The sequence below is a fragment of the Promicromonospora xylanilytica genome, assembly GCF_054782895.1.
In genome coordinates, this window is sequence record NZ_BAAGRP010000069.1 from 62065 (window position 1) to 86635 (window position 24571).

The window sequence follows — 24571 nt, forward strand, 5'->3', positions numbered from 1 at the left end:
CGCACGACCCCGCTACGAACAGGGCCTGAGGACGGGTCCGCGCGGGCAGGTCTGCCCGCCCCAGCAGTAGGAGGAACGATGGAACAGCAGGTACTCGGACGGACGGGTCGGCTCGTATCGGCTGTGGGCCTGGGCACCTGGCAGCTCGGTGCTGACTGGGGAGACGTCAGCGAGGGTGACGCGCGCGCCGTTCTCGAGGCCTCGCTCGAGGCCGGGGTGACCTTCTTCGACACCGCGGACGTTTACGGTGACGGCCGCAGCGAACAGGCCATCGGTTCCTTCCTCAAGGACCACCCCGACGCAGGGATCACCGTCGCCACGAAGATGGGGCGGCGCATGGACCAGGTGCCGGAGAACTACGTGCTGGAGCACTTCCGCGAGTGGACCGACCGCTCCCGCCGCAACCTCGGCGTCGACCGGCTGGACCTGGTGCAGCTGCACTGCCCGCCCACGCCCGTCTACTCGTCGGACGCCGTCTACGACGCGCTCGACCAGCTCGTGGCGGACGGCGCCGTCGCGGCGTACGGCGTGAGCGTCGAGAAGACGTCCGAGGCGCTCGAGGCCATCGCCCGGCCCAACGTGGCGACCGTGCAGATCATCCTCAACGCGTTCCGGCTCAAGCCGCTCGAGGAGGTGCTGCCCGCTGCGTCGGCCGCTGGGGTCGGCATCATCGCGCGCGTGCCGCTGGCGTCCGGCCTGCTCTCCGGCCGGTACACGAAGGAGACGGTGTTCGCCGAGAACGACCACCGCACGTTCAACAGGGAGGGTGCGGCGTTCGACGTCGGCGAGACGTTCTCCGGCGTGCCCTACGAGGTGGGGATCGAGGCCGCCGCCCGGTTCACCGAGCTGGCCAAGGAGCGCACCGGCGACTCCCTCACCCCGGCCCAGGCGGCCATCGCCTGGGCGTGGCAGCGGCCGGGCGTCTCCTCCGTGATCCCGGGCGCCCGCAACGTCGAGCAGGCACGGGCGAACGCGGCGGCGGGCTCCGCCGCGACGCTGGGCCCGCTGTTCATGTCCGGCGTGCGCGAGATCTACGAGGAGATGATCAAGGAGCACGTCCACGACAAGTGGTAGCTCTTTGCCGAGGTAGTCGTCTGGCGAGGTAGTCATGCAGCGAGGTAGTCACCCAGCGCGAACTGGGTGACTACCTCGCTGCATGACTACCTCGCCAGACGACTACCTCGGCGGGGTCAGCCGCGTGTGAAGGCCTGCTCCAGGAGCGTCTGCTGCTGGGCGGCGTGCAGCTTCGCGGTGCCGGCGGCGGTCGACGCCGACGCCGGGCGCGAGACCACCTTGACGTAGGGCACGTCCATCGGCAGTGCCAGGTGGATGAAGCCCCAGGCGCCCTGGTTCTGCGGCTCGTCCTGGACCCAGACCACCTCGGCGTCGCTGTACTTGGCGATCTCCTCGCGGACCTGTGCCTCCGGGAACGGGTAGAGCTGCTCGAGGCGGACGATGGCCACGCCCTCGTCACCGCGCTTGGTGCGCTCGGCGAGGAGGTCGTAGTACACGCGGCCCGTGCAGAGCAGCACCCGGTCGACCTTCGCGGGAACAGCCGTCGGGTCGCTGATGACCTCCTGGAAGGTCCCCGAGGTGAAGTCGTCGACCGAGGACGCCGCCGCCTTGAGGCGCAGCAGCTGCTTCGGCGTGAAGACGACCATCGGACGACGTGGGCGGGCGTACGCCTGGCGGCGCAGCAGGTGGAAGTACGACGCCGGCGTGGACGGCTGCGCGACCGTGATGTTGTTCTCGGCACACAGCTGCAGGAACCGCTCGATGCGGGCCGACGAGTGGTCAGGTCCCTGACCCTCGTAGCCGTGCGGCAGGAGCATGACGACCGAGGACGACTGGCCCCACTTCTGCTCGGCGGACGAGATGAACTCGTCGATCACCGTCTGGGCGCCGTTGACGAAGTCGCCGAACTGGGCCTCCCAGAGCACCAGGGCGTCCGGGCGCTCCACCGAGTAGCCGTACTCGAAGCCGAGCGCCGCGTACTCCGACAGCGAGGAGTCGTAGATCCAGAACTTGGCCTGGTCACCCGACAGGTAGAGGATCGGGGTCCACTCGGCACCGGTCTCCCGGTCGTGGAGCACCGCGTGGCGCTGCACGAACGTGCCGCGGCGCGAGTCCTGGCCGGCGAGCCGGACTGGGGTGCCCTCCGCGAGCAGCGAGCCGAAGGCCACGAGCTCGCCGAAGCCCCAGTCGATGCCGCCTTCCTTCGCCATGAGCCGTCGCTTCTCGAGCAGCTGGGCGAGCTTCGGGTGCACGGTGAAGCCCTCCGGCGGCGAGGTGTGCACCTCGCCGACCCGCTGCAGCATCTCCGGCGAGATCGCGGTCTTCCAGCCCACCATGGTCCCGGCGTCCTCACGCTGGGACTCCGGACGCTCCAGGCCTGCGATCTGCTCCGTCTGCGGTGCGGGCGTGAAGCCGGACTTGGTCTCGGTGAAGACCCGCTCGAGCTGCGCCTGGTAGTCCTGCAGCGCGCCCTCTGCCTCCTCCACGGTGATGTCACCGCGGGCGACCAGGTTCTCGGTGTACAGCTTGCGCACCGAACGCTTGGTCTCGATGAGGTTGTACATGAGCGGCTGCGTCATCGACGGGTCGTCGCCCTCGTTGTGCCCACGGCGGCGGTAGCAGATGAGGTCGATGATGACGTCCTGGCCGAACTGCTCCCGGAACGCGAAGGCGAGCTCGGCGGTCCGCACGACGGCCTCGGGGTCGTCACCGTTCACGTGCATCACCGGGACCTGGTAGCCCTTGGCGACGTCGGTCGCGTACGTGGTCGAGCGGGACGCCGTCGGGCCGGTCGTGAAGCCCACCTGGTTGTTCACGACGACATGGATGGTGCCGCCGGTGCGGTACCCGCGCAGCTGCGACAGGTTCAGCACCTCGGGCACCACGCCCTGGCCGGCGAAGGCCGCGTCGCCGTGCACCAGGATCGGCAGCACGGAGAAGCCGTCGCCACCGAGGTCGATGCGGTCCTGCTTGGCGCGCACGATGCCCTCGAGCACCGGGTCGACCGCCTCGAGGTGCGACGGGTTGGCCGCGAGGTAGACACGCGTGGTGGCGCCGGACTCCGAGGTGAACGTGCCCTCGGTGCCGAGGTGGTACTTCACGTCGCCGGAACCCTGGACGCTCTTCGGGTCGAGCTGGCCCTCGAACTCCTTGAAGATCTGGCCGTAGCTCTTGCCCGCGATGTTCGCCAGCACGTTCAGGCGGCCACGGTGGGCCATGCCGATGCCGACCTCGTCGAGCCCGCCCTCCGCCGCACGCGACAGGATCGCGTCGAGCAGCGGGATCAGCGACTCGCCGCCCTCCAGCGAGAAGCGCTTCTGGCCGACGAACTTGGTCTGCAGGAACGTCTCGAACGCCTCGGCGGAGTTGAGGCGGCGCAGGATGCGCAGCTGGTCCTCGCGCGGCGTCTTGGCGTAGCCGGCCTCCAGGCGCTCCTGGAGCCACTTGCGCTGGCCGGGGTCGGCGATGTGCATGTACTCGATGCCGATGGTGCGGCAGTACGAGTCGCGCAGCAGGCCGAGGATCTCCCGCAGGGTGGCCTTCGGCTTGGTGCCGAAGCCCGCCGTCGGGAACGTACGGTCCAGGTCCCACAGCGTGAGGCCGTGGGTCTGGATGTCCAGGTCCGGGTGCTTGCGCTGACGGTAGGCCAGCGGGTCGGTGTCGGCCATCAGGTGGCCGCGCGAGCGGTACGCCTGGACGACCTCGGCGATCTTGGCCGGCTTGGCGGCCTCGACGTCGGCGTCGACCGTGTTGTCACGCACCCAGCGGACGGGCTCGTACGGGACGCGCAGCGCCGCGAAGACGCGGTCGTAGAAGCCGTCCAGGCCGAGCAGCTTCTGCGAGATGATCTTGAGGAACTCGCCCGACTGCGCGCCCTGGATGATGCGGTGGTCGTAGGTCGACGTGATCGTCATGACCTTCGAGATGCCCATCCGGGCCAGCTGCTCCTCGGACGCGCCGGCGAACTCCGCCGGGTAGTCCATGGCGCCGACGCCGATGATGGTGCCCTGGCCCTGCATGAGCCGCGGCACCGAGTGCACGGTGCCGATGCCGCCCGGGTTGGTCAGCGAGATGGTGGTGCCCTGGAAGTCGGGCACACCGAGCTTGCCGCCGCGCGCCTTGCGCACGAGGTCCTCGTAGGCGGACCAGAACTCGGCGAAGTCGAGCTCCTCGGCCTTCTTGATGCTCGGCACGAGCAGCTGGCGCGAGCCGTCCGGCTTGGCGAGGTCGATCGCGAGACCGAATCCCACGTGTGCCGGCTGGTTCACGCCCGGCTTGCCGTCGATCGGCTCGTAGTGCGCGTTCATGACCGGCATGTCGGCCAGCGCCTCGACCAGCGCGAAGCCGATGAGGTGCGTGAACGAGATCTTGCCGCCACGGCCGCGCTTGAGGTGGTTGTTGATGACGATGCGGTTGTCGACCATCAGCTTGGCGGGCACGGCGCGCACCGAGGTGGCGGTGGGGACCTCGAGCGAGGCCTCCATGTTCGTGACCACTCGCGCGGCGGGGCCGCGCAGCTTCTGGATGTCGTCGACGGCGTCCGGGTGCGCCACCGGACGCTCGAACGTGTCCGCGTAGTGCGTGGTGGGTGGAGTGGCGATCGGGTTGGCCGGGTTCACCTTGGGGTCGGCGGGCAAGACCTTCTCGCGGACCAGCTGCACGGCCTCCGAGGCGGCGGTGCCGCCCGTCACCGAGGTGGCCGCCTGCTGGGCGGGCGCCGCTTGCTGGGCGGGAGCCGCCTGAGCGGGTGCCGCGGGGGCGGACGCAGGGGTCGCCCGCGCCGTGCCTGCCGACGCCGCGGCCGGAGCCGACGGGGCGGCCGCGGTAGCGCCGTCCTTGGTGGAACCGTTCTCGCTCGGGGTGTAGTCGGCGAAGAAGTCCCACCACGCGGGGTCAACCGCGTTCTTGTCCTTCAAGTACTGCTGGTAGAGCTCGTCCACAAGCCATTCGTTGGCTCCGAATGACGAGCTCGCCACGCTGATCGACTCTGAACCAGCCTTAGGGGACACGCGCGGATCGCCCACCTTCACCACAGTTGCGTTCGTAGCACGCCGCCCTCGCAGCGCGCACAGCCCGAATGTTTTCGGACACTCCAAGGGTAGGCCCTTCGGGCCGCTCGGTGGGTGTGACGGCGGACGCGCTGCGGCGCGTCCTGGCGCCAAAGAAGTTGGTTCGTCATGTTTCCCGCACCCAGAGCAAACCCTGGGCAACATTCGGCCTCGAAGTCGCCAACGCGACGTTATGTAGCGGGGACAACCTTTGGCGCGTGTGACAGAAATCACGGGACTCCGTCTCACGCTCTGACCGCTCGCGCCCCTAGGCTTCTCGGTTTCTCGCGCGCTCCGCCGCGCCGCTCCGCCGCGCCGCTCCGCCGCGCCGCTCGGCCGCGCGCTCAGTCCGCGTGGGTGGTCGAGACTCCTGGTGCCGGGTGCGCGCGCGCCGGAAGGGTGACCCGGATCGTCGCGCCGCGGTCGGAGTCGACCACCTGGACGTGCCCGCCGTGCAGCTCGACCGCCCAGCGGACGATGGCCAGGCCGATCCCGGTCCCGCCGCTCGACCCGACGGTGCCGCCGCCCGCCGCCGCGCCGGCGAAGACCTCGGCGTCGTCGTCGCGGCCCCTGCCGTCGCCGCCCCGGTCCGCCGTCGACCCGGTACCCCGGACGAACCGCTGGAAGATCCGCTCGCGGTCCGCCGCCGCGATCCCCGGACCCTCGTCGCTGACCTCCAGCACGACGTCGGATCCCTCCGTGCCGTCCACCGGATAGGCGTCCAGCCGGATGACGCCGCCCTGCGGCGAGTGCCGGATCGCGTTCTGCAGCAGGTTGATGACCACCTGGTGGAGGCGCTCGGCGTCGCCCTCGATGGCGAGGTCCTCCGGCGTGACGTCGACGACGTAGTGGAGGTCCTTCGCCGCGTCGACCATCGAGAGGTCCTCCGCGCAGTCCTCCAGGAAGTCGCCGATGTCGATGGTGCCGACGTTCAGGGCCGAGGCGCCCGCCTCGATGCGCGAGAGGTCCAGCAGGTAGGTGACGAGCCTGGTCAGGCGTTCCGTCTGCGCGTGCGCCTGCTCCAGCGCGGCGGGCGTGGGTTCCACGACGCCGTCGACCATGTTCTCCAGCTGGGCCTTGAGGGCGGCGACCGGCGTCCGCAGCTCGTGGGAGACGTTCGCGATCAGGTCGCGGCGCGTCTGTTCCACCGAGGCGAGGTCCTCGGCCATCCGGTTGAAGGCGTGCGCGAGCTGCCCCACCTCGTCGCTGCTCGTTGCGCGCACCCGTCGCGTGTAGTCGCCGTCGGCCATGGCCTGGACCGCCTCGGTGATCTCCCGCAGCGGGGACGTCATGCCGCGGGCCAGGACCTGCGTGACCAGCAGCGACAGGATGATCGCCAGCGGGAACGTGCGGCTGGGCCCCAGGGACGCCTGCAGGCCGAGCCAGGTGATGAGCACCGCGGCCGTGACGGTGGCCGCGACCAGCACGCCGAGCTTGATCTTCAGCGAGCGCAGCGGATCGAGCGGCCGCACGTCAGGGACGCGGGGAACGTGCGGCCTCATGCGAACGCCCGGGTCACTGGTTCGCGGGCGGCTCGAACGCGTACCCGACGCCGTGCACGGTGCGGATCAGGTCCGGGCCGAGCTTGCGGCGCAGCGCTTTGATGTGGGAGTCGACGGTGCGGGTGCCGCTGGCGTCCGCCCAGTCCCAGACCTCCGCGAGCAGGCGCTCGCGCGTGAGCACGGTCTTGGGGGACCCGGCGAGCATCACGAGCAGCTCGAACTCGGTGGGGGTCAGGTGGACCTCCTCGCCCCCGCGGTAGACGCGGCGCTGGGCGCGGTCCACCGTGACGTCGCCCATCATCATGGGCGGGTCGGCGGGGGTGGTCGCCGCTGCCTGTGCCGCACGGTCCACGCGGCGCAGCAGCGCCTTGATCCGGGCGACCAGCTCACGCATCGAGAACGGCTTGGTCATGTAGTCGTCCGCGCCGACGCCGAGGCCCACGAGCATGTCGGTCTCGTCGTCCCGCGCGGTGAGCATGAGGATCGGCGTCGGATGCTCTGCCTGGATGCGCCGCGTGACCTCGAGCCCGTCGATGCCTGGCAGCATCACGTCGAGCACCACCAGGTCGGGGCGCAGCCGGGAGGCGGCGTCGACGCCGGACAAGCCGTCGCGCGCGACCTCGACACGCCAGCCCTCGGCGGACAGCCGCTGGGCGATTGCTGTAGCGATCGTCGGCTCGTCCTCCACCACGAGCACGGTCGCGCTCTGCTGGCCGGTCGAGGCTGCGGCCGACGCCGGACCGGGCTGCTGCGGGGCCCCAGGCGGCTGGGGGATACCAGATGACATAGGTCAATCATGCCTGCACCTCCCTGATAAGACACTGAGGCCGGCCTGAGAGTCTCGGCCAGACCGCCTCCGCGCCGCGTCCCGCCCGTGCTCCCGGAGCCGGGCGGACGGTGTTCCCGCTACGATCTATCGCACGATGATCGAGCGATATCCCGACCGAAGTTCCTGGCACGTACCGGACTCCCCCCGCGTCATCCGGAGCACGAGATGACCGGCGACTGGATCATGGTCGCTGTCGGCGTCCTCCTCACAGCAGGCACTGCTGTCTTCGTGGCGGGGGAGTTCTCTCTCGTCACCATCGACCCCGCCGTGATCGGCGACTCCGACGACTCGGAGGGAGACAGACCCGGCCGGACCCGGTCCGACTCCCGTCCCACCGCAACTGCCGCCAACGGCGCCCGGCCCGGGCTTGGCCAGGGCGTACGCGACCGCAGCGTGCGCACCGCGCTGCGGCACCTCTCCACGGAGCTGAGCTCCGCCCAGGTCGGCATCACCCTGACCACGATCCTGCTGGGCTACACGGCCCAGCCCGCACTGAACTCCCTGCTGTCGGCGGCATTCGGCGCCGCCTCCGTGCCGCCGGCCGTCTCCGGGGGGCTCGCGGGCGTCCTGGCCGTCGTGCTGGTGAACGTGTTCTCCATGGTGTGCGGTGAGCTGATCCCCAAGAACTTCGCGCTCTCGACCCCCCTGGCCACCGCGCGCGTGGTGGTGCCGTTGCAGAGGGTGTTCACCATCACGTTCAAGCCGCTGATCACCGCGCTCAACGGCTCTGCCAACGCGCTGCTGCGCCGCCTCGGCGTCGAGCCGCGGGAGGAGCTGTCCGGGGCCCGGTCCGCGTCCGAGCTGGCGACTCTGGTGCGCCGCTCGGCCGAGGAGGGCACCCTCGAGGAGTCCGTCGCGACCCTGCTGACCAACTCGATCGAGCTCGACACGCTCTGCGCCCGCGACGTCATGACCGACCGCCTGCGCATGTCCGTGGTCGACCGGACCGCCACGGCGGAGGACGTCGTCTCGCTCGCCCGGCGTACCGGCCACTCGCGGTTTCCCGTGATCGGCGAGGACCGCGACGACATCGTCGGCCTGGTGCACCTCCGGCGCGCCGTGGGCGTGCCGCACGAGCGCCGGGGCGAGGTGCCCGCGGCCGCGCTCATGGTGGACGCGCCCCGCGTCCCCGAGACGGTCCGGCTGGGCCCGCTGCTCGTGGAGCTGCGCGGGTTCGGCCTCCAGATGGCCGTGGTCGTCGACGAGTACGGCGGCACCTCTGGCGTCGTCACGCTGGAGGACGTCGTCGAGGAGCTGGTGGGTGACGTCGCGGACGAGCACGACCCCCGGCGCGCCGGCGCCTCGCGGGCCGCCGACGGGTCCTGGGTGGTCCCCGGTGTGCTGCGCCCCGACGAGCTCGACGAGTACACCGGCATCGACGTGCCGGAGGGTGCCGCGTACGAGACGCTCGGCGGGCTCGTCATGGCCGAGCTGGGCCGGATGCCCGCCATCGGCGACCAGGTCACGGTCGGGGACGCGGTCTCCCGGGTGACGCTGCGCGTCGAGGCCATGGACGGGCGCCGCGTCGAGCGGGTACGCGTCCGGCCCCAGCCCGACGACGGCGGGACCGGCGACCACCACGTCAGGGCCGACCGGCCGCGCAGCGAGAAGGGGGCGAACCGATGAGCACCACCACCGCGCTCGTGATCGGCCTCGTGCTGCTCGCGGGCAACGCGTTCTTCGTGGGCGCGGAGTTCGCCGTCATCTCCGCGCGCCGGAGCGCCATCGAGCCCCTCGCCGCGGCGGGGGACCGGCGGGCGGTCACCGTCCTGTGGGCGATGGAGCACGTGTCCCTCATGCTCGCCTGCGCGCAGCTGGGCGTGACCGTCTGCTCCACCGGTCTCGGCATCGTGGCGGAGCCGGCGCTCGCACACCTGCTCGAGGGGCCGCTGCACAGCATCGGGGTGAGCGAGAGCCTCACGCACCCGATAGCGCTCGTCATCGCGCTGTCCCTCGTGGTCTACCTGCACGTGGTGCTCGGCGAGATGGTGCCGAAGAACCTCGCCGTGGCCGGTCCCGACAAGGCGGTCTTGTGGTTCGGGCCGCCGCTGGTGTTCCTCGGCCGCGTGCTGCGGCCGGTCATCGTCGGCCTGAACTGGGTGGCGAACCACGCGGTGCGGCTCGCCGGCGTGGAGCCGAAGGACGAGGTGGCCTCCGCCTTCACCGCCGAGGAGGTGCAGTCGATCGTCGAGCACTCCCAGGCCGAGGGCGTGCTGCGCGACGAGCAGGGACTCCTGACGGGCGCCATCGAGTTCTCCAACCGGACCGCGGGCGACGTCATGGTGCCGGTCGACGGTCTGGTGGCCGTGGACGAGACCAGCACGCCCGACGACGTCGAACGCCTGGTGTCGAAGCACGGCTTCAGCCGGTTCCCCGTGGTCGCCCACGGGGAGGCGGGCGACGACCTGGTCGGCTACCTGCACCTCAAGGACGTCCTGTACGCGACAGGGAACGCCAGGTTCGAGCCGGTGGCCGTGTGGCGCGTGCGCGCGCTGGCCGCCGTGGCGCCGGACGACGAGGTCGAGGACGCCCTGCGCGTCATGCAGCGGTCCGGCGCCCACCTCGCGCGGGTCGAGGGCGCGCAGGGCGAGCTCCTCGGCGTCGTGTTCCTCGAGGACATCCTCGAGGAGCTCGTCGGCGAGGTGCGTGATGCCATGCAGCGCCGCTGAGTACCACCTGAGCACCACCTGACCAGGTACGGGGCACGTGTTGCGCGGACCGCGGGTGTGCCCGGCAGGGGGTTGGCAGGCGGGCCGACCGCGGTTAGTGTCGCGTGCGACAAACGACACCGCGAGGGGCCGCGGGACACCTGACGACGGAGGACCAGTGGAGTCCACGGCTGTGACGAGCACGCAGCCTGCCCTCGCGACGCGCCGTGCCCGGCGCGAGGCGGAGCAGCGCACCCAGGCCACACGAGCCCGGTCCACGCGGGGCACCACGTCGTTCGACCAGCTCGTCACGGGGCCCGTCCCACGGTCCGCCCGGCCGACGTCCTCCGTGCCGGCCGGCCAGCGGTTCATCTCCCGGGCCACGGTGATCGGCACGCTGGCCGCCGCGACCATCGCGGCGCCGCTCACGCAGACCGTGAACCAGACGGGGGAGTCGCCGTTCGACGTCAAGGCGCCGCCCACCGGGCCGAGCACGCTCGACCTCGTGACGCAGCCGGTGGAACGCCCCGAGACCTCCGGTTCGGTGGTACGCGCCGAGACGATCACCCGGCCGGCGTCGGCGGCCAGCCGCTCGCTCGACCGCAGCCCCCTGCCCGAGTGCGACGTGAACGCCACCGTCACCGGCACCAACGGCGCGCTCACCGACCACTCGCTGTGCGAGCTGTGGCAGCCGGGGGAGTACCTGCGGCCCGACGCCGCGATGTCGCTCGGCGCGCTCAACGAGGCGTTCCGGGCGTCCTTCGGGCGGGAGCTGTGCCTCGTGGCGAGCTACCGCAACCTGGACACGCAGTACGAGCTCAAGGCCTCCCGCGGGTGGTACGCAGCCTCACCGGGCACGTCCATGCACGGCTGGGGTCTCGCGATCGACCTCTGCTCCAAGGAGACGGGGAACAGCGAGGTCTTCTCGTGGCTCTGGGCCAACGCGCCGTCCTACGGCTGGCAGAACCCCTCCTGGGCGCAGCTCGGCGGCAGCAAGTACGAGCCGTGGCACTGGGAGTTCGTGTCCGGCGTCATCGAGAAGGGCGAGTGGCAGGGCTGAGGCCCGCGCTCAGAGCCGCAGGTGGGTGTTGGGCCCGAAGTCCTGGCGGAACACCGGGCCCTCGCTCGCGAGCTCCGCGGCGAACGCGGGTGCCCACGCGCTGTAGGGCTCCATGGCCAGGGACTCGTTGGAGAACCGGCGGTCGTCGGTGATCTCCGTGACGCAGAAGTCCGGGATCTGCAGGCCGGTGACCGGGCCGGAGCGCTCGCACTCGGCCACCACGAGCGGATGGTTGGCGCCCCCGAACACGTCGATGGACCAGCCGTCGGCGCCGAGCCACACGGCGTAGCGGATCTTGACGATCGGTGCCCCGCCGCGGCGCACCAGCTCCATGCCGACGTTCGGGTCCAGCTCCCGCTCGGCCTCGTAGCGCGTGCCGCCGACCGCGGGTCCCTTGACGGTGACGGCGGCGAAGTCGACGTCACCGGTGTGCGCTCGCAGGATGTCGGCGGGATCAGTGTCCCCGGTGAGGTCGGCGTCGACCTCACCGGCCTGGACCCGGACCCGGAGGGCGTAGCCGTCGTCGGCCAGGAAGTAGGACTGCACGATGAGGGCCGGTGCGTCCCGGAGCTCGGCCGGGAGCTCGCGCACGAAGAACCGGCGCTCGAACTCGAAGTCGGCGTAGCCGCGGTCGGCGTCGTCCGGGCCGGGCTCGTCGAAGCGATCGTCGCTCATGAGAGGTCCCTCGCCATGGTCGGCAGATAGTGCTCGGTAGATGCTTCTCGGCGGATGTCGGTCCGCAGATGACTCAAGGAAGTCTACGCAACGGGCTCGGCGCCAGGAGCGCGACCCGACACGAACTCGTGCACCGCGGCCACGACCTCGTCCGGGTGGCCGTCGATGCTTCCCGGCTTGAGGACGACGGGCGTGCCGACCAGCACCACGTTGACCGAGGCGGCGACCCGGCGGACGAACGTGCGCTGGCGCACCACCACCGCCCGCGGGTCCGTGACGTCGACGGCGAGCACCCGCCGCAGGCCCAGCCGGGCGGCGCGGACGCCCGCGACCTCGGACCAGAGCACCTGCTCGACACCGAGGTTGGGCAGCCAGTCGGTGAGCCCCTCGTCGTCGAGCGTGAGCACGGGCCAGGTGGGCAGCAGCAGGCGGCGCACCACCAGGAGGCCCACGCCGGTGAAGACCAGTGCGCCGATCGCGCTCACCGAGACGGTGACCAGGGCGGCCGGTGAGCCGGTGGTCTGGGCGGCGTCGAAGCCGAGGCGGGCGGCCACCGCGCACAGCACCACGAGCGCGAGCGTGGTCAGGGCGAGGATGAGGACGTGCGCACGGGACGGATAGAAGTCCACGGACTCGTCGGGCATACCGGGACACTATCGGCACAGGGTCACGAATCGGTTGCGGTACGTCGTCGATGCTGACCTCACCGATACGCGACAGTCGCGTATCGTTTCCCGGATGCAGAACCAGCCGGGCCGCGCGCCGGGGAGGCCGCGGGATGCCACGGCGGACGCGGCCGTGCTCACCGCGGCGCTCGACCTGATCGCCGACCTGGGCGTCAACGGTGTGAGCATCGAGCAGGTGGCGCGGCGCGCGGGGGTGGCCCGCACGACCGTCTACCGCCGGTACGCGAGCCGCGACGACCTCGTGGTCGCGGCGCTCGTCGCGAACGAGTCGGCGGTGCTGGTCTCGTTCCGGATCCCGGACCGGCCCGGCCTCGCCGACCTGGTCGCCACCTGGTCGGCGGGGCTCAGCGAGCCACGGTCCCGCAGAGTGCTGCGCCGCATGATGTCGGTGCCGCGCGACCACCCGGAGCTGTGGGCGGCGTTCCGCGCGGCGAGCGCCGACTCACGCGACCAGAGCGTCCACGACCTGGTCGTTCGTGCGCGGGAGAACGGCGAGCTGGCCCCCGACGCCGACCTCGAGATGGTCCAGGCCCTGCTCACGGGCGCCGTGGCGGTCCACCTGACGAACTATCCCGACGACACACCGGCCGACGAGATCGCCGCCTACTTCTGGCGCGTGCTGCGCACCCTCGGGTTCCGGGCCGCGGCGCGGTCGGGCGATGCGGCGCAGCCCGGTGGGCCGACAGTTCACGTCCCGAGGTAGCGCAGCACCGCCAGCACCCGGCGATGGTCCGCCGCGTCATGCGGCAGGTCGAGCTTCTGGAAGATGGCCGCGACGTTCTTCTCGACCGTCTTCAAGGAGACGAACAGCGTCTCCGCGATGCCGCCGTTGGAGCGGCCCTGCGCCATGAGCGCGAGCACCTCGCGCTCCCGGCTGGTCAGCCGTGCGGGTTCCGGCTGCCGGTCGGCCGCGCCCATGAGCTGGGAGACCACCTCCGGGTCGAGCACGGTCTCGCCGCCGGCCACGCGCACGAGCGCCTCGGCGAACTCCCGCACGTCGACCACGCGGTCCTTCAGGAGATAGCCCACCCCGCGGGCGTCGCCCGCCAGCAGCGTCTTGACGTACGCCGTCTCCACGTACTGGGAGAACAGCAGCACGGGCAGCGTGGGGTGGCGGCCCCGCAGGGCGACCACCGACCGCAGGCCCTCGTCCGTGAAGGTGGGCGGCATACGGATGTCGGCGACGACGACGTCGGGCGGTGCGCCCGTGTCAGCCAGGCGCGCGACCTCGCGCTCCAGGCTCTCGCCGTCCGGCACGGCGGTCACCTCGTGCCCGCGCCTGGTCAGCAGCGCGACGAGACCGTCGCGCAGGATCGCGGAGTCCTCGGCGAGCACCACGTGCAGGCTGCCCGACGGCGGGGCGCTCGACTCGGTCCTGCTCGGCTCGGTCCTGCTCGACTCGGTCATGCGGGGCCGCCCTGACCGGCGGCGCGGGGCACTGTGCTCACCGCAGGAAGCGTAATCGTCACCACCGTGGGTCCGCCGACCGGGCTGGACAGGTCGAACGTGCCGTCGACGGAACGGACCCGCTCGGTGAGGCCGGTGAGGCCGGAACGCAGCCCCGAGCCGTCGGGCGGGACCACCGACGCGCCGCCACGGCCGTCGTCCCGCACCTGGATGCGCAGGCTGCCTGGCCGGCCGTCGGGCCCCGTCCCGACCCGCACGCCGACGCTCGAGGCCTTGGCATGCTTGGCGGCGTTGGTGACCAGCTCCGCGATCGAGAAGTAGACGATCGACTCGATGGCCGGCGCGAAGCGGCCGAACGCCTCCACCTCGGGGTCGACGTGCACCTCGACCGGTAGTGCCGCCCGCGCCGCGAGCGTCTCGAGAGCCACGGCCAGCCCGCTGTCCAGGGCGGGCGGGTGGATGCCGCGCGCCAGCTCGCGCAGTTCGGCCAACGCGTCCTTGGTGGACGAGTGCGCGATCTCGAGGAGCTCGGCCACCGTGCCCGTATGCCCGGAGTCCAGCTGCTCGCGCGCCTCGCCGAGCTGCATGCCGACCGCTACCAGGCGCGCCTGCGTGCCGTCGTGCAGGTCCCGCTCGATGCGGCGCAGGCGCGCGTCGGCGTCCTCCACCGCGCCTGCCCGGGAGCCCTCCAGCTCGGCGATGCGCAGGCTCGCCGCGGTGGGGCCGAGCAGTACCCGGGTCAGGAGCTTGGGCAGAGCGACACCGGCGAACAGCGCCCACGGCCACAGGAGCAGGACGGCGAGGCCGCCGAGGGCGACCAGAGCGAGCCCCGGCACGGTGTGCCAGCCCGCGTCCATGGCCAGGCCCGCCGGCAGGAACCGGAACCAGATCCAGTACGTCAGACCGCCGAGGCCCACCGCCAGCGACGCGGTGCTCACGACGAGCCCGGCGAGCGCCGTGGGGAACGACGCGACCATGAACAGCAGCGCGCGCCACCCGGCCAGGTCGCCGAGGAGGCCGCCGAGCACACGCCAGAACCCGCTGCGCGGACGCCGGGGCGGTGGTGCGTCGACGTGCGTGTCGAGCAGGTCGCTCGCCAGGCCGCGGTACGTGTTGCCCCACCCACGCCCGCCGACCACGAGCCAGCCCGCCGCCGACAGTCCGACGACCGTCACCGCCGTCACCGCCGTGAAGGCCAGGGTGAAGAGCACGTAGGCGAGTGCGAAGGGGGCCAGGAGCAGCACGAGCCACAGGTAGGCGTACGAACGCCAGGTGACCGAGGAGCGCAGTGCGTTCAGGGGGCGCGTCCAGCCGGGCGTCACGCCGTTCCGCGAGGACCGGTCGAAGGGCATGGTCGTCATGCTGCCAGGCTCCCGCGTGGTGAGCAGTCGGTACAGGGTGCGTGCCCTCGCCGGAGGGTAGGGATGTCCCCCGCGGGGCGTTCGACCAGCCGCCTGAGAGCCGGTCGGCCGGACGGGTCACCCGTGGGCGAGGTCCTTTCGGGCAAAGGTCCGCTTCCAGAACGCGATCACGCATGCTTGACGGCCGAGAACCATGCCCAAGTGCATGCTCGAAGCGGACCACGCCAGCCGGCCCGACCTCCGACGAACGAGAGCCCGGCCGATGGCGGGGCTCTCAGATATAAACGATGACGCGAGACATCTATCAACGATGTCCCGCGTCATCACACGGTGCGCCTGAAGGGATTCGAACCCCCGACCTTCTGCTCCGGAGGCAGATGCTCTATCCACTGAGCTACAGGCGCGCGGTGTGTCGAACGGCCCGTGGGCTCACGTTCGACGCACGGAGCAGACTACCAGCACTGGGCGGGTGGGCGAGCATCGATATCGGTGAGCGTGCGGCGCGGGGCAGCACGCGTCGACGTCGGCGGGCCTGTGGACAAGAGGACGGCGACCTCGGCCCGGCCGATAGAATCGGCCCGTGACACCCACTGAGCTCTCTGAAGCGCTGAGCGCTGCCCTCGCCGCGGCCGTTGCCGACGGCACCCTCGCCCTGCCTGCCGACGCCGTGCCCGCGTCGGTCCACGTGGAGCGACCCCGGCAGCGAGAGCACGGAGACTGGGCGACGAACGTGGCCCTGCAGCTCGCCAAGAAGGCCGGTACGACGCCGCGTGCGCTGGCCGAGGACCTCGCGGCGCGCCTCGGCGCGACCCCCGGCATCAAGTCGGTGGGCGTCGCCGGACCTGGGTTCCTCAACATCACTCTCGACGCAGCGGCGGCCGGTGAGCTGGCCCGCACGATCGTGGAGACGGGCGCAGGCTACGGCCGGGGCGAAGCCCTCGCCGGCCAGGTGATCAACCTGGAGTACATCAGCGCCAACCCGACCGGCCCGCTGCACATCGGCCACACGCGGTGGGCGGCGCTGGGGGACTCGCTCGGACGAATCCTCCGCGCGGCCGGTGCCGACGTCGCCGCCGAGTACTACATCAACGACGCCGGCGCGCAGATGGACCGTTTCGGCGAGTCCGTCCTCGCGCGTGCCACGGGCGGCGAGGTGCCGGAGGGTGGCTACCGCGGCGAGTACGTCAAGGAGCTCGCGGCCAAGGTGCTCGCCGACCGGCCCGACCTGCCGGAGCTGCCGCACGAGGAGGCCGTCGCGGTCGCCCGCGAGGCCGGTTACGCGCACCAGCTCGCGGAGATCCGTGAGGTGCTGGAGGGCTTCGGCGTCCACTTCGACGTCTGGTTCTCGGAGCGCGAGCTGCACAGCTCCGGCGCAGTCGACAAGGCGGTGGCCCGCCTGCGGGAGCAGGGCCACGTCTTCGACAAGGACGGCGCCGTCTGGCTGCGCACCACGGACTTCACGGACGACAAGGACCGCGTGATGATCCGGGCGAACGGCGAGCCCACGTACTTCGCCTCCGACGCCGCGTACTACCTGTCCAAGAAGGACCGCGGCTTCCCGGGCAAGATCTACCTGCTCGGTGCCGACCACCACGGGTACGTCAACCGGCTCAAGGCCATCGCGGCCTGCGCGGGGGACGACCCGGAGTCGAACATCGAGGTGCTGATCGGGCAGCTCGTCAACGTCGGCGGCGCCAAGCTGTCGAAGCGGGCCGGGAACATCATCGAGCTGCGCGACCTGGTCGACTGGATCGGCAAGGACGCCGTGCGCTACTCGCTGGCCCGCTACCCCGCGGACTCGCCGCTGGAGCTGCAGGGCGAGGACATGATCAAGCAGTCCAACGACAACCCCGTGTTCTACGTGCAGTACGCGCACAGCCGCACGGTCCAGATCGGGATCAAGGCCGTCGAGCGTGGCGTGCGCCGGGTGGACGGATTCGACCCGGCGCAGCTCTCGCACGCCTCGGAGACTGCGCTGATCGGGCGCCTCACGGAGTTCCCGCGGATCGTGGCGCAGGCCGCCGAGCTGCGGGAGCCGCACCGCGTGGCCCGCTACCTCGAGGCCCTCGCCGGCGACTTCCACTCCTGGTACAACGACGACGAGAAGCTGCGCGTCACGCCGTACGCGGACGAGGAGGTCACCGACGCGCACCGTGCCCGCCTGTGGCTGAACGACGCCGTCCGCACGGTCCTCGCCAACGGCCTGGACCTGCTGGGCGTGAGCGCTCCGGAGCGGATGTGACGGGCGCACCCTGGTCGACCGGCGTCGGACGCCTGCCGGACGGCGCACTGGCCGTGGCGGGCGTCGACGTCCGCGACCTCGCCGCTGAGCACGGCACGCCCGCCTACGTGCTGGACGAGGCCGACTTCCGCCGTCGTGCCCAGGCATACCGCACGGCGTTCGAGGCGGCGTTCGGCGCTGTCGGGGCCGGTGTGGACGTGTACTACGCGGGCAAGGCGCTGCTCACCGTCGCCGTCGCACGCTGGGCGCGCGAGGAGGGGCTACGCGTCGACACCGCGTCGGGCGGCGAGCTCGCCGTCGCGCTGCGTGCGGAGGTTCCGGGCGCTGAGATCGGTCTGCACGGCAACAACAAGTCCGACGCCGAGATCCGCCGTGCGCTGGACGCGGGCGTCGGCCGCATCATCGTGGACTCGCTGGTCGAGATCGAGCGGGTGGCGCAGCTCGCGGCCGAGCTCGGAGTCGTGGCGCCGGTGATGGTCCGCGTGACCACAGGGGTGCACGCGGGCGGGCACGAGTACATCGCGACCGCCCATGAGGACCAGAAGTTCGGGCTCTCCGTGAACCCGGCGGGTCGCTCCGCGAGCCCCGCGATGACCGCGCTGCTGGAGGTGCTGAAGCATCCCGAGCTGAAGCTGCTCGGCATCCACTCGCACATCGGCTCGCAGATCATCGACCCGGACGGGTTCGAGGCGGCCGCCGCCGTGGTGCTGCGCCTGCGTGCGGACCTGGCCGAGCGCTCCGGCGTGCTGGTCGACGAGGTCGACCTCGGTGGTGGCTACGGCATCGCCTACCTGCCCGGCGAGGTCGCCCTCGACCCGGAACGCGTGGCGAAGGACATCGCGCAGTCGGTCGCCGGTGTGTGCCAGGAGCTGGGCACGAGCCTGCCGCGGTTCTCGATCGAGCCCGGGCGGGCGATCGTCGGCCCGGCGGGCCTCACGCTCTACACGGTCGGCACGGTCAAGCCGGTCACGGTCTCCGGCGACGACGGCGCCGAGCTCACCCGTACCTACGTGTCCGTCGACGGTGGGATGAGCGACAACATCCGCCCAGCTCTCTACGGGGCGGCGTATCACGCGGAGGTCGTGGGCCGGTCGTCCACGGCCGAACGGGTCCTGGCGCGCGTGGTGGGCAAGCACTGCGAGTCGGGGGACATCGTGGTGCACGAGGTGCGGCTCCCCGCCGACGTGCGGGCGGGTGACCTGCTCGCGGTCCCCGCGACCGGGGCCTACGGGCGTTCCATGGCGTCGAACTACAACATGCTCCCGCGGCCGCCCGTCGTCGCGGTGTCCGACGGCGGCTCGCGTGTGCTGGTGCGCCGCGAGACCGAGGACGACCTGCTGGGTCTCGACCAGGGCTGACCCAACCAGGTTTCCTGAAGAAGCCTGCATGCCGGTGGGCGCCGCCGGACGGCCGGCGGCGCCCACTCGTACGTTGTTCCTAGTTGCTCGTGGCGTTCGTCGTTCCACCGGCGCCGAGCAGGCCGCCCACAGTGTCGCCGACGCCCGTGACGATCCCGTTGACCGTGTCGTCCACGGCCTTCACCGTGTCGTCGATGGCACCGGAGCCGCTGCCCGGCTCCTTCGTGGGCGGGTCGGTGGGCTCGGGCTCGGACGGCTTCTCGGCAGCGGGCTCTTCGGGATCGGGCCTCGACGGCTCCGGCTCGACGGGCGCCGCCGGCTCGTCGGCGGGCTGCGAGCCGCTGCCCGTCTCGCCGCCCGTCCTGTGCTCGTCCGCGCTGTCCTGCGTCGGCCTCGTGCTCGACGGGCTCTGCCCGGACGCCGGACGGAACCCCCGGCTCGTATCGCCGTGCGCTGCCTGTTCCGCGGGTGCCCACGTGCCGACGTCGGCCGGGTCGATGGCGCGGTTGGGGATGGAACCGGCCGCGAAGAACTCGAAGTGCCAGGGCTCGGGCTTGGCGCCGCCGAGGCGCGCCCAGGAGGGGTTGTCCCAGCCGTAGTCGGGCGCGTGGAGCCGCAGCCAGACGTACTCGGGGGAGCTGCCGCCCGCGACGGGGTCGTCCAGGTCGATCGCGAGGCCCCAGCCGTGGTTCGAGGTGCCGGGGATCGCGGCGAGGTGGGGCTTGCTGCCCTGGACCGCGACCTGCATGGCGTACGAGCGGTACGAGTCGGTGAGCGGGATCGGGTAGCCGAACTCCTTCTCGAACTCGACGCTGAGCGCCGTGAGCCGCTCGGCCGCGTCGCAGCGCAGCAGGTGACCGGGCGCGAACTGCAGCGGGCACAGCGCGCCGGCGGGGATGCGGCCGTTCGCGTACCCGGCGGTGGACTCACCATAGGCAGCGACGGTCTCCAGCAGGCTGCGGCGCAGCGACGGTTCGGCATCCGGGAGCGTCTCGACGAGCGCGGTGGGCGACGAGGGATCGAGCATGTTCGCGAGCCGCATCGCCGCGACGGCCACCTCGTCGAAGGCGACGTACCCGGGATCCTGCGGCTCGGCGCGGGAGTGGGCATGGTCGGCGCGGGCCGGTTGAACGGTGGCTTGCTGCGGCGTCTTCTCCACGACCCGCGACACCGGTTCCGCCGACGTCGCCTCGGTCGCCGGGATCGTCCGTGCCCGGCCGGCCACCGGGGCGGTCTCCACCCGGAGGGGCTCGGCGGCCGCGGCGAGCGCGAGCTGCTGGGCCTCGTACGTCGTGTAGAGCATCCCGAGCTCGGCCGCGGCCTGCGCCACCCGCGGGTTGGGCGACGACGCCTGCCGCAGGGTGCGCTCGGCGCGGTCCAGCACCGCGAGCACCTGGCCCACCGTGACGGCGTCCGTCCCGGTTCGCGTCTCGTGACTCGTGCGGCCCGGACGGGACTGCCCGACGTCGGTGGGCTCGCGCGCCGGAGCCGCCGTGGTGCCCTCGGCCGTGTCCAGTACGGGGCTGGTCGACGTCGCCGTGCTCGCCGACGCGCTGACGAGCACCCCGCCGGTCATCGCGAGGGCGATGACCCCGGTCCACGCGTGGCGGACGCGGCGGCTATCCGCCGCTCGGCGCAGCCGTGCCCCGTGCTTGCGGATGAACGCCGCACCTGGCTCGTGCTCGCTCGGCTGTTCCCTCACTGGTCAAACGCCCCCTCAGGCCTCGCGTATCCATGGCGGCAGTGCCCGGGCTGCCCGATCGATACGTGTATCGACGCAGGTCGCGGCCCGACGCCGTCGTTCGGGAACGCCTAGGGTAGCGCTACTGACGCGTCATGCAACAACCGAATTGTCGCGTCTCGGAGGTGGGCGAGCTGCTACGAGGAGTAGTCGCTCTCGTCGTACTGGTCGAGGGCCAGCAGCCGGCGGATCGCGTCCGCAGCGCCCTGGTCGTCATGTTCCAGCGCGGCCAGCACCGTGGCGACCATGTTCTCGGACGTCGTCGCGGCGATAGCCGCCTCCCACGACGGAACCGCCTCGTCGCCCGCGTCGGCCAGCGCCAGGACGTGCGGCTCGACGTCGGTCGGCCACCGCGCGTCGCGCAGCTCCTTGATCTCCGCGCGGAGCGCTGTCAGGGTCGCTGTCGCCCGCTCCTGCTGGACCTCGACGGGCTGCCCCGTGTTGATCGCCGTCTCGAGCGCCTCGAGGGCCTCGTTGTACGGGCGGACGATCTCCAGGTACCGGACGGCGGCCTCCTCGGGCCCGAGGCGCGCTGCCTCGGATGGCGAGGCAGCGGCCGGCATCTGAGGCGTCGACGGTGTCGGTGTGGAGGCGGGTCCGGACGCATGGGGTGTCGGCGCAGCCGGTTCTGGTCCGCCGCTCACGGCGCTTGCGCACCCGCTCACGAGCAGAAGGGCCAGGGACGTGGTGATCAGGCGGCGCATCGTGCTCCATCGGCAAGAGGGCAGGTCGGGCACCGAAACCTAGCGCATGCGGGGGCCCCGGTCAGCGCACGTCGATGTAGATCGGGTTCGTGTAGAGCCACGTGTCCGCCCACGGGTCGCCGTCGTTGTCGGCGTGCGGCAGTGGTCCCGCCGGATCGATCGACGCTCCCAGGAACCCGGCGCCGTGGCGGTTGCCGTCGCTGCCACGCAGGCGGATGTAGCAGGACTCGGTGATGCGGCCGAGCGGGATGCGCAGGTTGTAGGTGCCGGACCGGCTGCTGGTGTCGATCTGCTCGACGACCCGCGTGTCCGGTGCGCGCCAGCTGTCCCGGTCGGCCGAGGGGCCCGTGACGGCGCCCCGGATCACGTCGAGATGGGCGAGTCGAGGCAGCACCCCGTGCGGGTTGGGCCGGTGCGCGCTGCGCACCTTGATCGTCAGCTCGACCGAGGTCCCGCGCTCCACGGCGAGCCGGCCGCCGAGTGTGGTGCCGTTGCCACGACCGCCGCGGGCGCCGACGAGGCGGACGTCGAGCGCGTCCACGAGGTGCCCGTGGTCCACCCAGACCCGGCCGCGCCGCAGGCCGTCCATGACGTCGAGGTAGCCGTGCCGGGTCACGCCCACGTGGGTGCGGCTGAACTCGCCCGGCCAGAAGTCGCTCCCCGGCTGAGGCGTCCCGGTGTCGACGGGGGACGGCTTCCAGCCCAGGGAGTCGAAGTTCTCCCCGGGCGGCATGTCGCCGTCGCGCCAGGTGTCCCAGATGGTGCGGTGGTTGTCGGAGTTGGACGTGATCGAGAACTGGGTGCCCTCGGCCAGCATCGCGTCCCACATGCCTCCGACGGTGGCGGTCATCCAGTCGAATCCACCGAAGGTCCGGTAGGACTCGATCGGGTAGCCGGAGTAGGAGTCCGGGCGCGGTGCGTTGTTGTACTCGCCCCGCTGGGCGCGCGTGCTGCCGCGGTAGGCGACCCAGGCGGGATCGGCGTCGCCCTGGGCGCCCGGCGCGCCCTCCATGCCGATGAGGACGCCGCGCGCGGCGTCGCGCCATGCCCGGATCTCGTGCGGGGAGTCGATGCCGAGCCGGGACGGATGGTTGGCCAGCACCAGCACGTCATCGACGTAGCCGTTCGCCTTCTGGGCGGCGAGCCAGCGCAGCGCCTGCACCGCGCGCTGCTCGTTCTCGGGCAGGTCGGCGTCCCAGCCGTTGAGCTTGGCGTCCCACCTGCGCTCGAACTCGCGCAGCAGCTCGACCTCGTACGGGCCGGGCGCGCCGAACACGGTGCCGTGCTCGGCAGCGGGGATGTACCACTCGAGGCCCTGGAAGATCAGCTGACGCGGGTGACGGGCCCGCGCCGCCATGATCTCCGCGTGCTCCGCGGCAGCCCCCTTGTCGCGGTGTCCGTGGTTGCTGTGTTCCGTGAAGACCATCCAGTCCAGGCCGAGCTCCGCGCCCTTCGTGGCGAGCTGGTCGAAGTCGTACTTGGCGTCGTGGCTGTAGCGGGTGTGCACGTGGTGGTCGCCGACGAGCCACGCGAGCTGCGGGTCGCCGGGGCGGCCCGAGGCGGCGGCGCCGCCGGCGTGGGCGCCGCCGGCGAGCGCGAGTCCACCGGCCATGCCGAGGCGCAGGAAGGTGCGGCGTGAGGCGCCCTGGGGGTCCAGGGACGAGGCCGGCACAGACGGATCGGCCCAGGTGGGCAGATCAGTGGCACGGAACGGATGGGGCATGGTTCCTCCTGCGGCAGAGCGTGGTGACGCCACAGGGTGGCGCGACCCGGAGGCACGCGCGTGAACCTCGGGTGTCGGGCGCCTGTCGGTCGGCCGTCGATCTCCGGCTCTGTTCCGTCCAGGACGGCCCATCCGCGGTCCGGGCGATGTGCCTCTTCGAGAGGCAAATCGAACAGGTGTACCATATGATGGTGGCATGTTCAGGGAGAGTGGTTCGCGAGGGCCGGTGGTCGGTGGCGTGCTGCCGGCTGTGCCGGGCGGTGATGCCCAGCGCGCGGTTGGTGTGAGCCTGGCACGGGTCTCTGACACCGGTTCCGACGCCGGCCCGCTCGCGGGTGCGGTGACGGCGGAGGCGGTCGCGGCCGTGCACGGGTGGTTGGTGTCGGGTTCTGGTCCGGCCGACGCCGCTGCACGGGTCGCGGTCTTGCGTGCCTTGGAGGACCTGGCTGCGGGTGTCGTGGCCGCGCAGTCGCGGGTGCTGGTCGATCTGCGTGACGAGGAGGTCCGGGCCGCGAAGGAGGAGGCGCTGGCCTCGGGTGGCACCGTGCACGACGCTCGGGGCCGGCAGGTCCCGGTCACGGTCCGGTCCGCGGTCCGGGACGCGGAGCGGGACGTGGCCCAGCAGACCGGTCTCGCGCTGCGGGTCTCGCCGCACCGGGCACGGTCGCTGCTCGCGGTCGCGCACGTGTGGCACACCGAGATGCCCCACACCCTCGACGCCCTGCGTGCGGGCTGGCTGTCCGCGGAACGGGCGACGTTGCTGGTCAAGGAGACCACGTGCCTGAGCCTGGCCGGCCGGCAGGCTGTGGACGAGCTGCTGTGCGCGGACCCGGCAGTGCTCGAGGGTGTCGGCACGAGGCGCCTGGTCGGCCTGATCAAGGAGCACGTGGGCCGGATCGACCCGGCCGCCCTGGTCCGGCGGGCCGTGAGAGCAGCAGCGGACCGGTGCGTGACCCTGCGCCCCGCCCCGGACACGATGACGTACCTGACCGCGCTGCTCCCCGTCGCGCAGGGTGTACAGGCGTACGCGGCGCTGAAGCTCGCCGCGGAGACCGCCCGGCACGCCGGCGATGAGCGGCGGGTCGGGCAGATCATGGCCGACACCCTCGTCGAACGCGTCACGGGCCAGGAGCACGCCGGGGACATCCCGGTCACGGTGCACCTCGTCGTCTCCGACCAGGCACTGCTGGCCGGTGGGCACGAACCCGCCGTCGTGCTGGACGACACCGGCGCGGGACACGGGAGCATCCCCGCGGACATCGCCCGCAACCTGGTCGCGAACGGCCTGGACCTGGACGCCGCCTGGCTCCGCGCCGTCTACAGCACGAACACCGGGAACCTGGTCGGCACGAGCAGCAAACGACGCTTCTTCACCGACGGGCTCGCCGACCTGCTCCGCGTACGCGACCAGGGCATCTGCCGCACCTCCTGGTGCGACGCACCCATCCGCCACCTCGACCACATCACACCAGCCGTCCAGGACGGCACCAGGGACTGGTGCGCCGATAGGTGACAGCTGGGTTTAGGCCGCCAGGCTGACGGTCGGGTTCATGATGGTCTCGTACTCGATGG

18 protein-coding genes and 1 tRNA gene are annotated in these 24571 nt (G+C 71.8%); 8 read left to right on the plus strand and 11 right to left on the minus strand.

What is annotated here, in order from left to right; all coding sequences use genetic code 11:
* Nucleotides 1–78: 78 nt before the first annotated feature.
* The gene (locus ACYVK7_RS20440) at nucleotides 79–1074 is read left to right on the plus strand and encodes an aldo/keto reductase (RefSeq protein ID WP_460889547.1); all 996 of its coding nucleotides are present in this window, start codon (nucleotides 79–81) and stop codon (nucleotides 1072–1074) included.
* A gap of 116 nt (nucleotides 1075–1190) precedes the next feature.
* Here ACYVK7_RS20440 and ACYVK7_RS20445 read toward each other — a convergent pair whose 3' ends face one another.
* From ACYVK7_RS20445 to ACYVK7_RS20455, 3 genes are all read right to left on the minus strand, one after another.
* Nucleotides 1191–4991, minus strand: coding sequence for a multifunctional oxoglutarate decarboxylase/oxoglutarate dehydrogenase thiamine pyrophosphate-binding subunit/dihydrolipoyllysine-residue succinyltransferase subunit (locus ACYVK7_RS20445; protein WP_460889548.1), 3801 nt, complete (start codon nucleotides 4989–4991; stop codon nucleotides 1191–1193).
* 416 nt (nucleotides 4992–5407) lie between these two features.
* Entirely contained in the window at nucleotides 5408–6565 is a 1158-nt protein-coding gene (locus ACYVK7_RS20450) for a sensor histidine kinase (protein WP_460889549.1), read from the minus strand.
* A gap of 13 nt (nucleotides 6566–6578) precedes the next feature.
* Nucleotides 6579–7352 (minus strand): response regulator transcription factor, encoded by a 774-nt coding sequence (locus tag ACYVK7_RS20455; RefSeq protein ID WP_460889550.1) that lies wholly within the window; start codon nucleotides 7350–7352, stop codon nucleotides 6579–6581.
* A gap of 207 nt (nucleotides 7353–7559) precedes the next feature.
* Here ACYVK7_RS20455 and ACYVK7_RS20460 point away from each other — a divergent pair, with 207 nt between their 5' ends.
* The 3 genes from ACYVK7_RS20460 to ACYVK7_RS20470 all read left to right on the plus strand — a co-directional run bounded on the left by ACYVK7_RS20460 (nucleotide 7560) and on the right by ACYVK7_RS20470 (nucleotide 11102).
* Nucleotides 7560–9020, plus strand: coding sequence for a hemolysin family protein (locus ACYVK7_RS20460; RefSeq protein WP_460889551.1), 1461 nt, complete (start codon nucleotides 7560–7562; stop codon nucleotides 9018–9020).
* On the plus strand, nucleotides 9017–10063 hold the full coding sequence (locus tag ACYVK7_RS20465) for a hemolysin family protein (RefSeq protein ID WP_460889552.1): 1047 nt from the start codon (nucleotides 9017–9019) through the stop codon (nucleotides 10061–10063). The genes ACYVK7_RS20460 and ACYVK7_RS20465 overlap by 4 nt, the downstream gene beginning before the upstream one ends.
* A 157-nt stretch (nucleotides 10064–10220) precedes the next feature.
* Complete coding sequence (locus tag ACYVK7_RS20470) at nucleotides 10221–11102, plus strand: M15 family metallopeptidase (protein WP_460889553.1); 882 nt, start codon at nucleotides 10221–10223, stop codon at nucleotides 11100–11102.
* A 9-nt stretch (nucleotides 11103–11111) separates the two neighbouring features.
* On the opposite strand, the gene ACYVK7_RS20475 is transcribed toward ACYVK7_RS20470, so the two are convergent.
* Entirely contained in the window at nucleotides 11112–11777 is a 666-nt protein-coding gene (locus tag ACYVK7_RS20475; RefSeq protein ID WP_460889554.1) for a CYTH domain-containing protein, read from the minus strand.
* Between the two features lie 83 nt (nucleotides 11778–11860).
* Entirely contained in the window at nucleotides 11861–12421 is a 561-nt protein-coding gene (locus ACYVK7_RS20480; RefSeq protein ID WP_460889555.1) for an STM3941 family protein, read from the minus strand.
* A gap of 94 nt (nucleotides 12422–12515) precedes the next feature.
* Between ACYVK7_RS20480 and ACYVK7_RS20485 the strand changes: the two genes are divergently transcribed.
* The gene (locus ACYVK7_RS20485) at nucleotides 12516–13166 is read left to right on the plus strand and encodes a TetR/AcrR family transcriptional regulator (RefSeq protein ID WP_460889556.1); all 651 of its coding nucleotides are present in this window, start codon (nucleotides 12516–12518) and stop codon (nucleotides 13164–13166) included.
* Here the strand turns inward: ACYVK7_RS20485 and ACYVK7_RS20490 are convergent.
* From ACYVK7_RS20490 to ACYVK7_RS20500, 3 genes are all read right to left on the minus strand, one after another.
* Nucleotides 13151–13807, minus strand: coding sequence for a LuxR C-terminal-related transcriptional regulator (locus ACYVK7_RS20490; protein ID WP_460889567.1), 657 nt, complete (start codon nucleotides 13805–13807; stop codon nucleotides 13151–13153). The genes ACYVK7_RS20485 and ACYVK7_RS20490 overlap by 16 nt on opposite strands.
* Before the next feature lie 59 nt (nucleotides 13808–13866).
* Nucleotides 13867–15231 (minus strand): sensor histidine kinase, encoded by a 1365-nt coding sequence (locus ACYVK7_RS20495; RefSeq protein ID WP_460889557.1) that lies wholly within the window; start codon nucleotides 15229–15231, stop codon nucleotides 13867–13869.
* A 331-nt stretch (nucleotides 15232–15562) separates the two neighbouring features.
* A tRNA-Arg gene (locus ACYVK7_RS20500) sits at nucleotides 15563–15635 on the minus strand.
* Nucleotides 15636–15811: 176 nt separating this feature from the next.
* Between ACYVK7_RS20500 and argS the strand changes: the two genes are divergently transcribed.
* A complete protein-coding gene (gene argS / locus ACYVK7_RS20505) occupies nucleotides 15812–17473 on the plus strand; it encodes an arginine--tRNA ligase (protein ID WP_460889558.1) in 1662 nt (553 codons plus the stop codon).
* Nucleotides 17470–18831 (plus strand): diaminopimelate decarboxylase, encoded by a 1362-nt coding sequence (gene lysA, locus ACYVK7_RS20510; RefSeq protein WP_460889559.1) that lies wholly within the window; start codon nucleotides 17470–17472, stop codon nucleotides 18829–18831. The genes argS and lysA overlap by 4 nt, the downstream gene beginning before the upstream one ends.
* 79 nt (nucleotides 18832–18910) lie before the next feature.
* On the opposite strand, the gene ACYVK7_RS20515 is transcribed toward lysA, so the two are convergent.
* The 3 genes from ACYVK7_RS20515 to ACYVK7_RS20525 all read right to left on the minus strand — a co-directional run bounded on the left by ACYVK7_RS20515 (nucleotide 18911) and on the right by ACYVK7_RS20525 (nucleotide 22999).
* Nucleotides 18911–20533: a D-alanyl-D-alanine carboxypeptidase family protein gene (locus ACYVK7_RS20515; RefSeq protein ID WP_460889560.1), complete on the minus strand. Its 1623-nt coding sequence runs from the start codon at nucleotides 20531–20533 to the stop codon at nucleotides 18911–18913.
* A 176-nt stretch (nucleotides 20534–20709) separates the two neighbouring features.
* Nucleotides 20710–21135: a hypothetical protein gene (locus tag ACYVK7_RS20520; RefSeq protein WP_460889561.1), complete on the minus strand. Its 426-nt coding sequence runs from the start codon at nucleotides 21133–21135 to the stop codon at nucleotides 20710–20712.
* 202 nt (nucleotides 21136–21337) lie between these two features.
* Nucleotides 21338–22999, minus strand: coding sequence for a PHP domain-containing protein (locus ACYVK7_RS20525; RefSeq protein WP_460889562.1), 1662 nt, complete (start codon nucleotides 22997–22999; stop codon nucleotides 21338–21340).
* A gap of 196 nt (nucleotides 23000–23195) precedes the next feature.
* Between ACYVK7_RS20525 and ACYVK7_RS20530 the strand changes: the two genes are divergently transcribed.
* Nucleotides 23196–24512 carry a 13E12 repeat family protein gene (locus ACYVK7_RS20530; RefSeq protein WP_460889563.1) on the plus strand — a complete coding sequence of 439 codons (1317 nt, stop codon included), beginning with the start codon at nucleotides 23196–23198 and terminating at the stop codon, nucleotides 24510–24512.
* Nucleotides 24513–24571 lie beyond the last annotated feature (59 nt).

Excerpts from the sequence above, each read along its gene's own strand:
- ACYVK7_RS20440 (WP_460889547.1), top strand. The coding sequence starts at position 79 with ATGGAACAGCAGGTACTCGGACGGACGGGTCGGCTCGTATCGGCTGTG.
- ACYVK7_RS20450 (WP_460889549.1), bottom strand. The coding sequence starts at position 6,565 with ATGAGGCCGCACGTTCCCCGCGTCCCTGACGTGCGGCCGCTCGATCCG.
- ACYVK7_RS20455 (WP_460889550.1), bottom strand. The coding sequence starts at position 7,352 with ATGTCATCTGGTATCCCCCAGCCGCCTGGGGCCCCGCAGCAGCCCGGT.
- ACYVK7_RS20460 (WP_460889551.1), top strand. The coding sequence starts at position 7,560 with ATGACCGGCGACTGGATCATGGTCGCTGTCGGCGTCCTCCTCACAGCA.
- ACYVK7_RS20465 (WP_460889552.1), top strand. The coding sequence starts at position 9,017 with ATGAGCACCACCACCGCGCTCGTGATCGGCCTCGTGCTGCTCGCGGGC.
- ACYVK7_RS20475 (WP_460889554.1), bottom strand. The coding sequence starts at position 11,777 with ATGAGCGACGATCGCTTCGACGAGCCCGGCCCGGACGACGCCGACCGC.
- ACYVK7_RS20480 (WP_460889555.1), bottom strand. The coding sequence starts at position 12,421 with ATGCCCGACGAGTCCGTGGACTTCTATCCGTCCCGTGCGCACGTCCTC.
- ACYVK7_RS20485 (WP_460889556.1), top strand. The coding sequence starts at position 12,516 with ATGCAGAACCAGCCGGGCCGCGCGCCGGGGAGGCCGCGGGATGCCACG.
- ACYVK7_RS20495 (WP_460889557.1), bottom strand. The coding sequence starts at position 15,231 with ATGACGACCATGCCCTTCGACCGGTCCTCGCGGAACGGCGTGACGCCC.
- ACYVK7_RS20520 (WP_460889561.1), bottom strand. The coding sequence starts at position 21,135 with ATGCCGGCCGCTGCCTCGCCATCCGAGGCAGCGCGCCTCGGGCCCGAG.
- ACYVK7_RS20525 (WP_460889562.1), bottom strand. The coding sequence starts at position 22,999 with ATGCCCCATCCGTTCCGTGCCACTGATCTGCCCACCTGGGCCGATCCG.
- ACYVK7_RS20530 (WP_460889563.1), top strand. The coding sequence starts at position 23,196 with ATGTTCAGGGAGAGTGGTTCGCGAGGGCCGGTGGTCGGTGGCGTGCTG.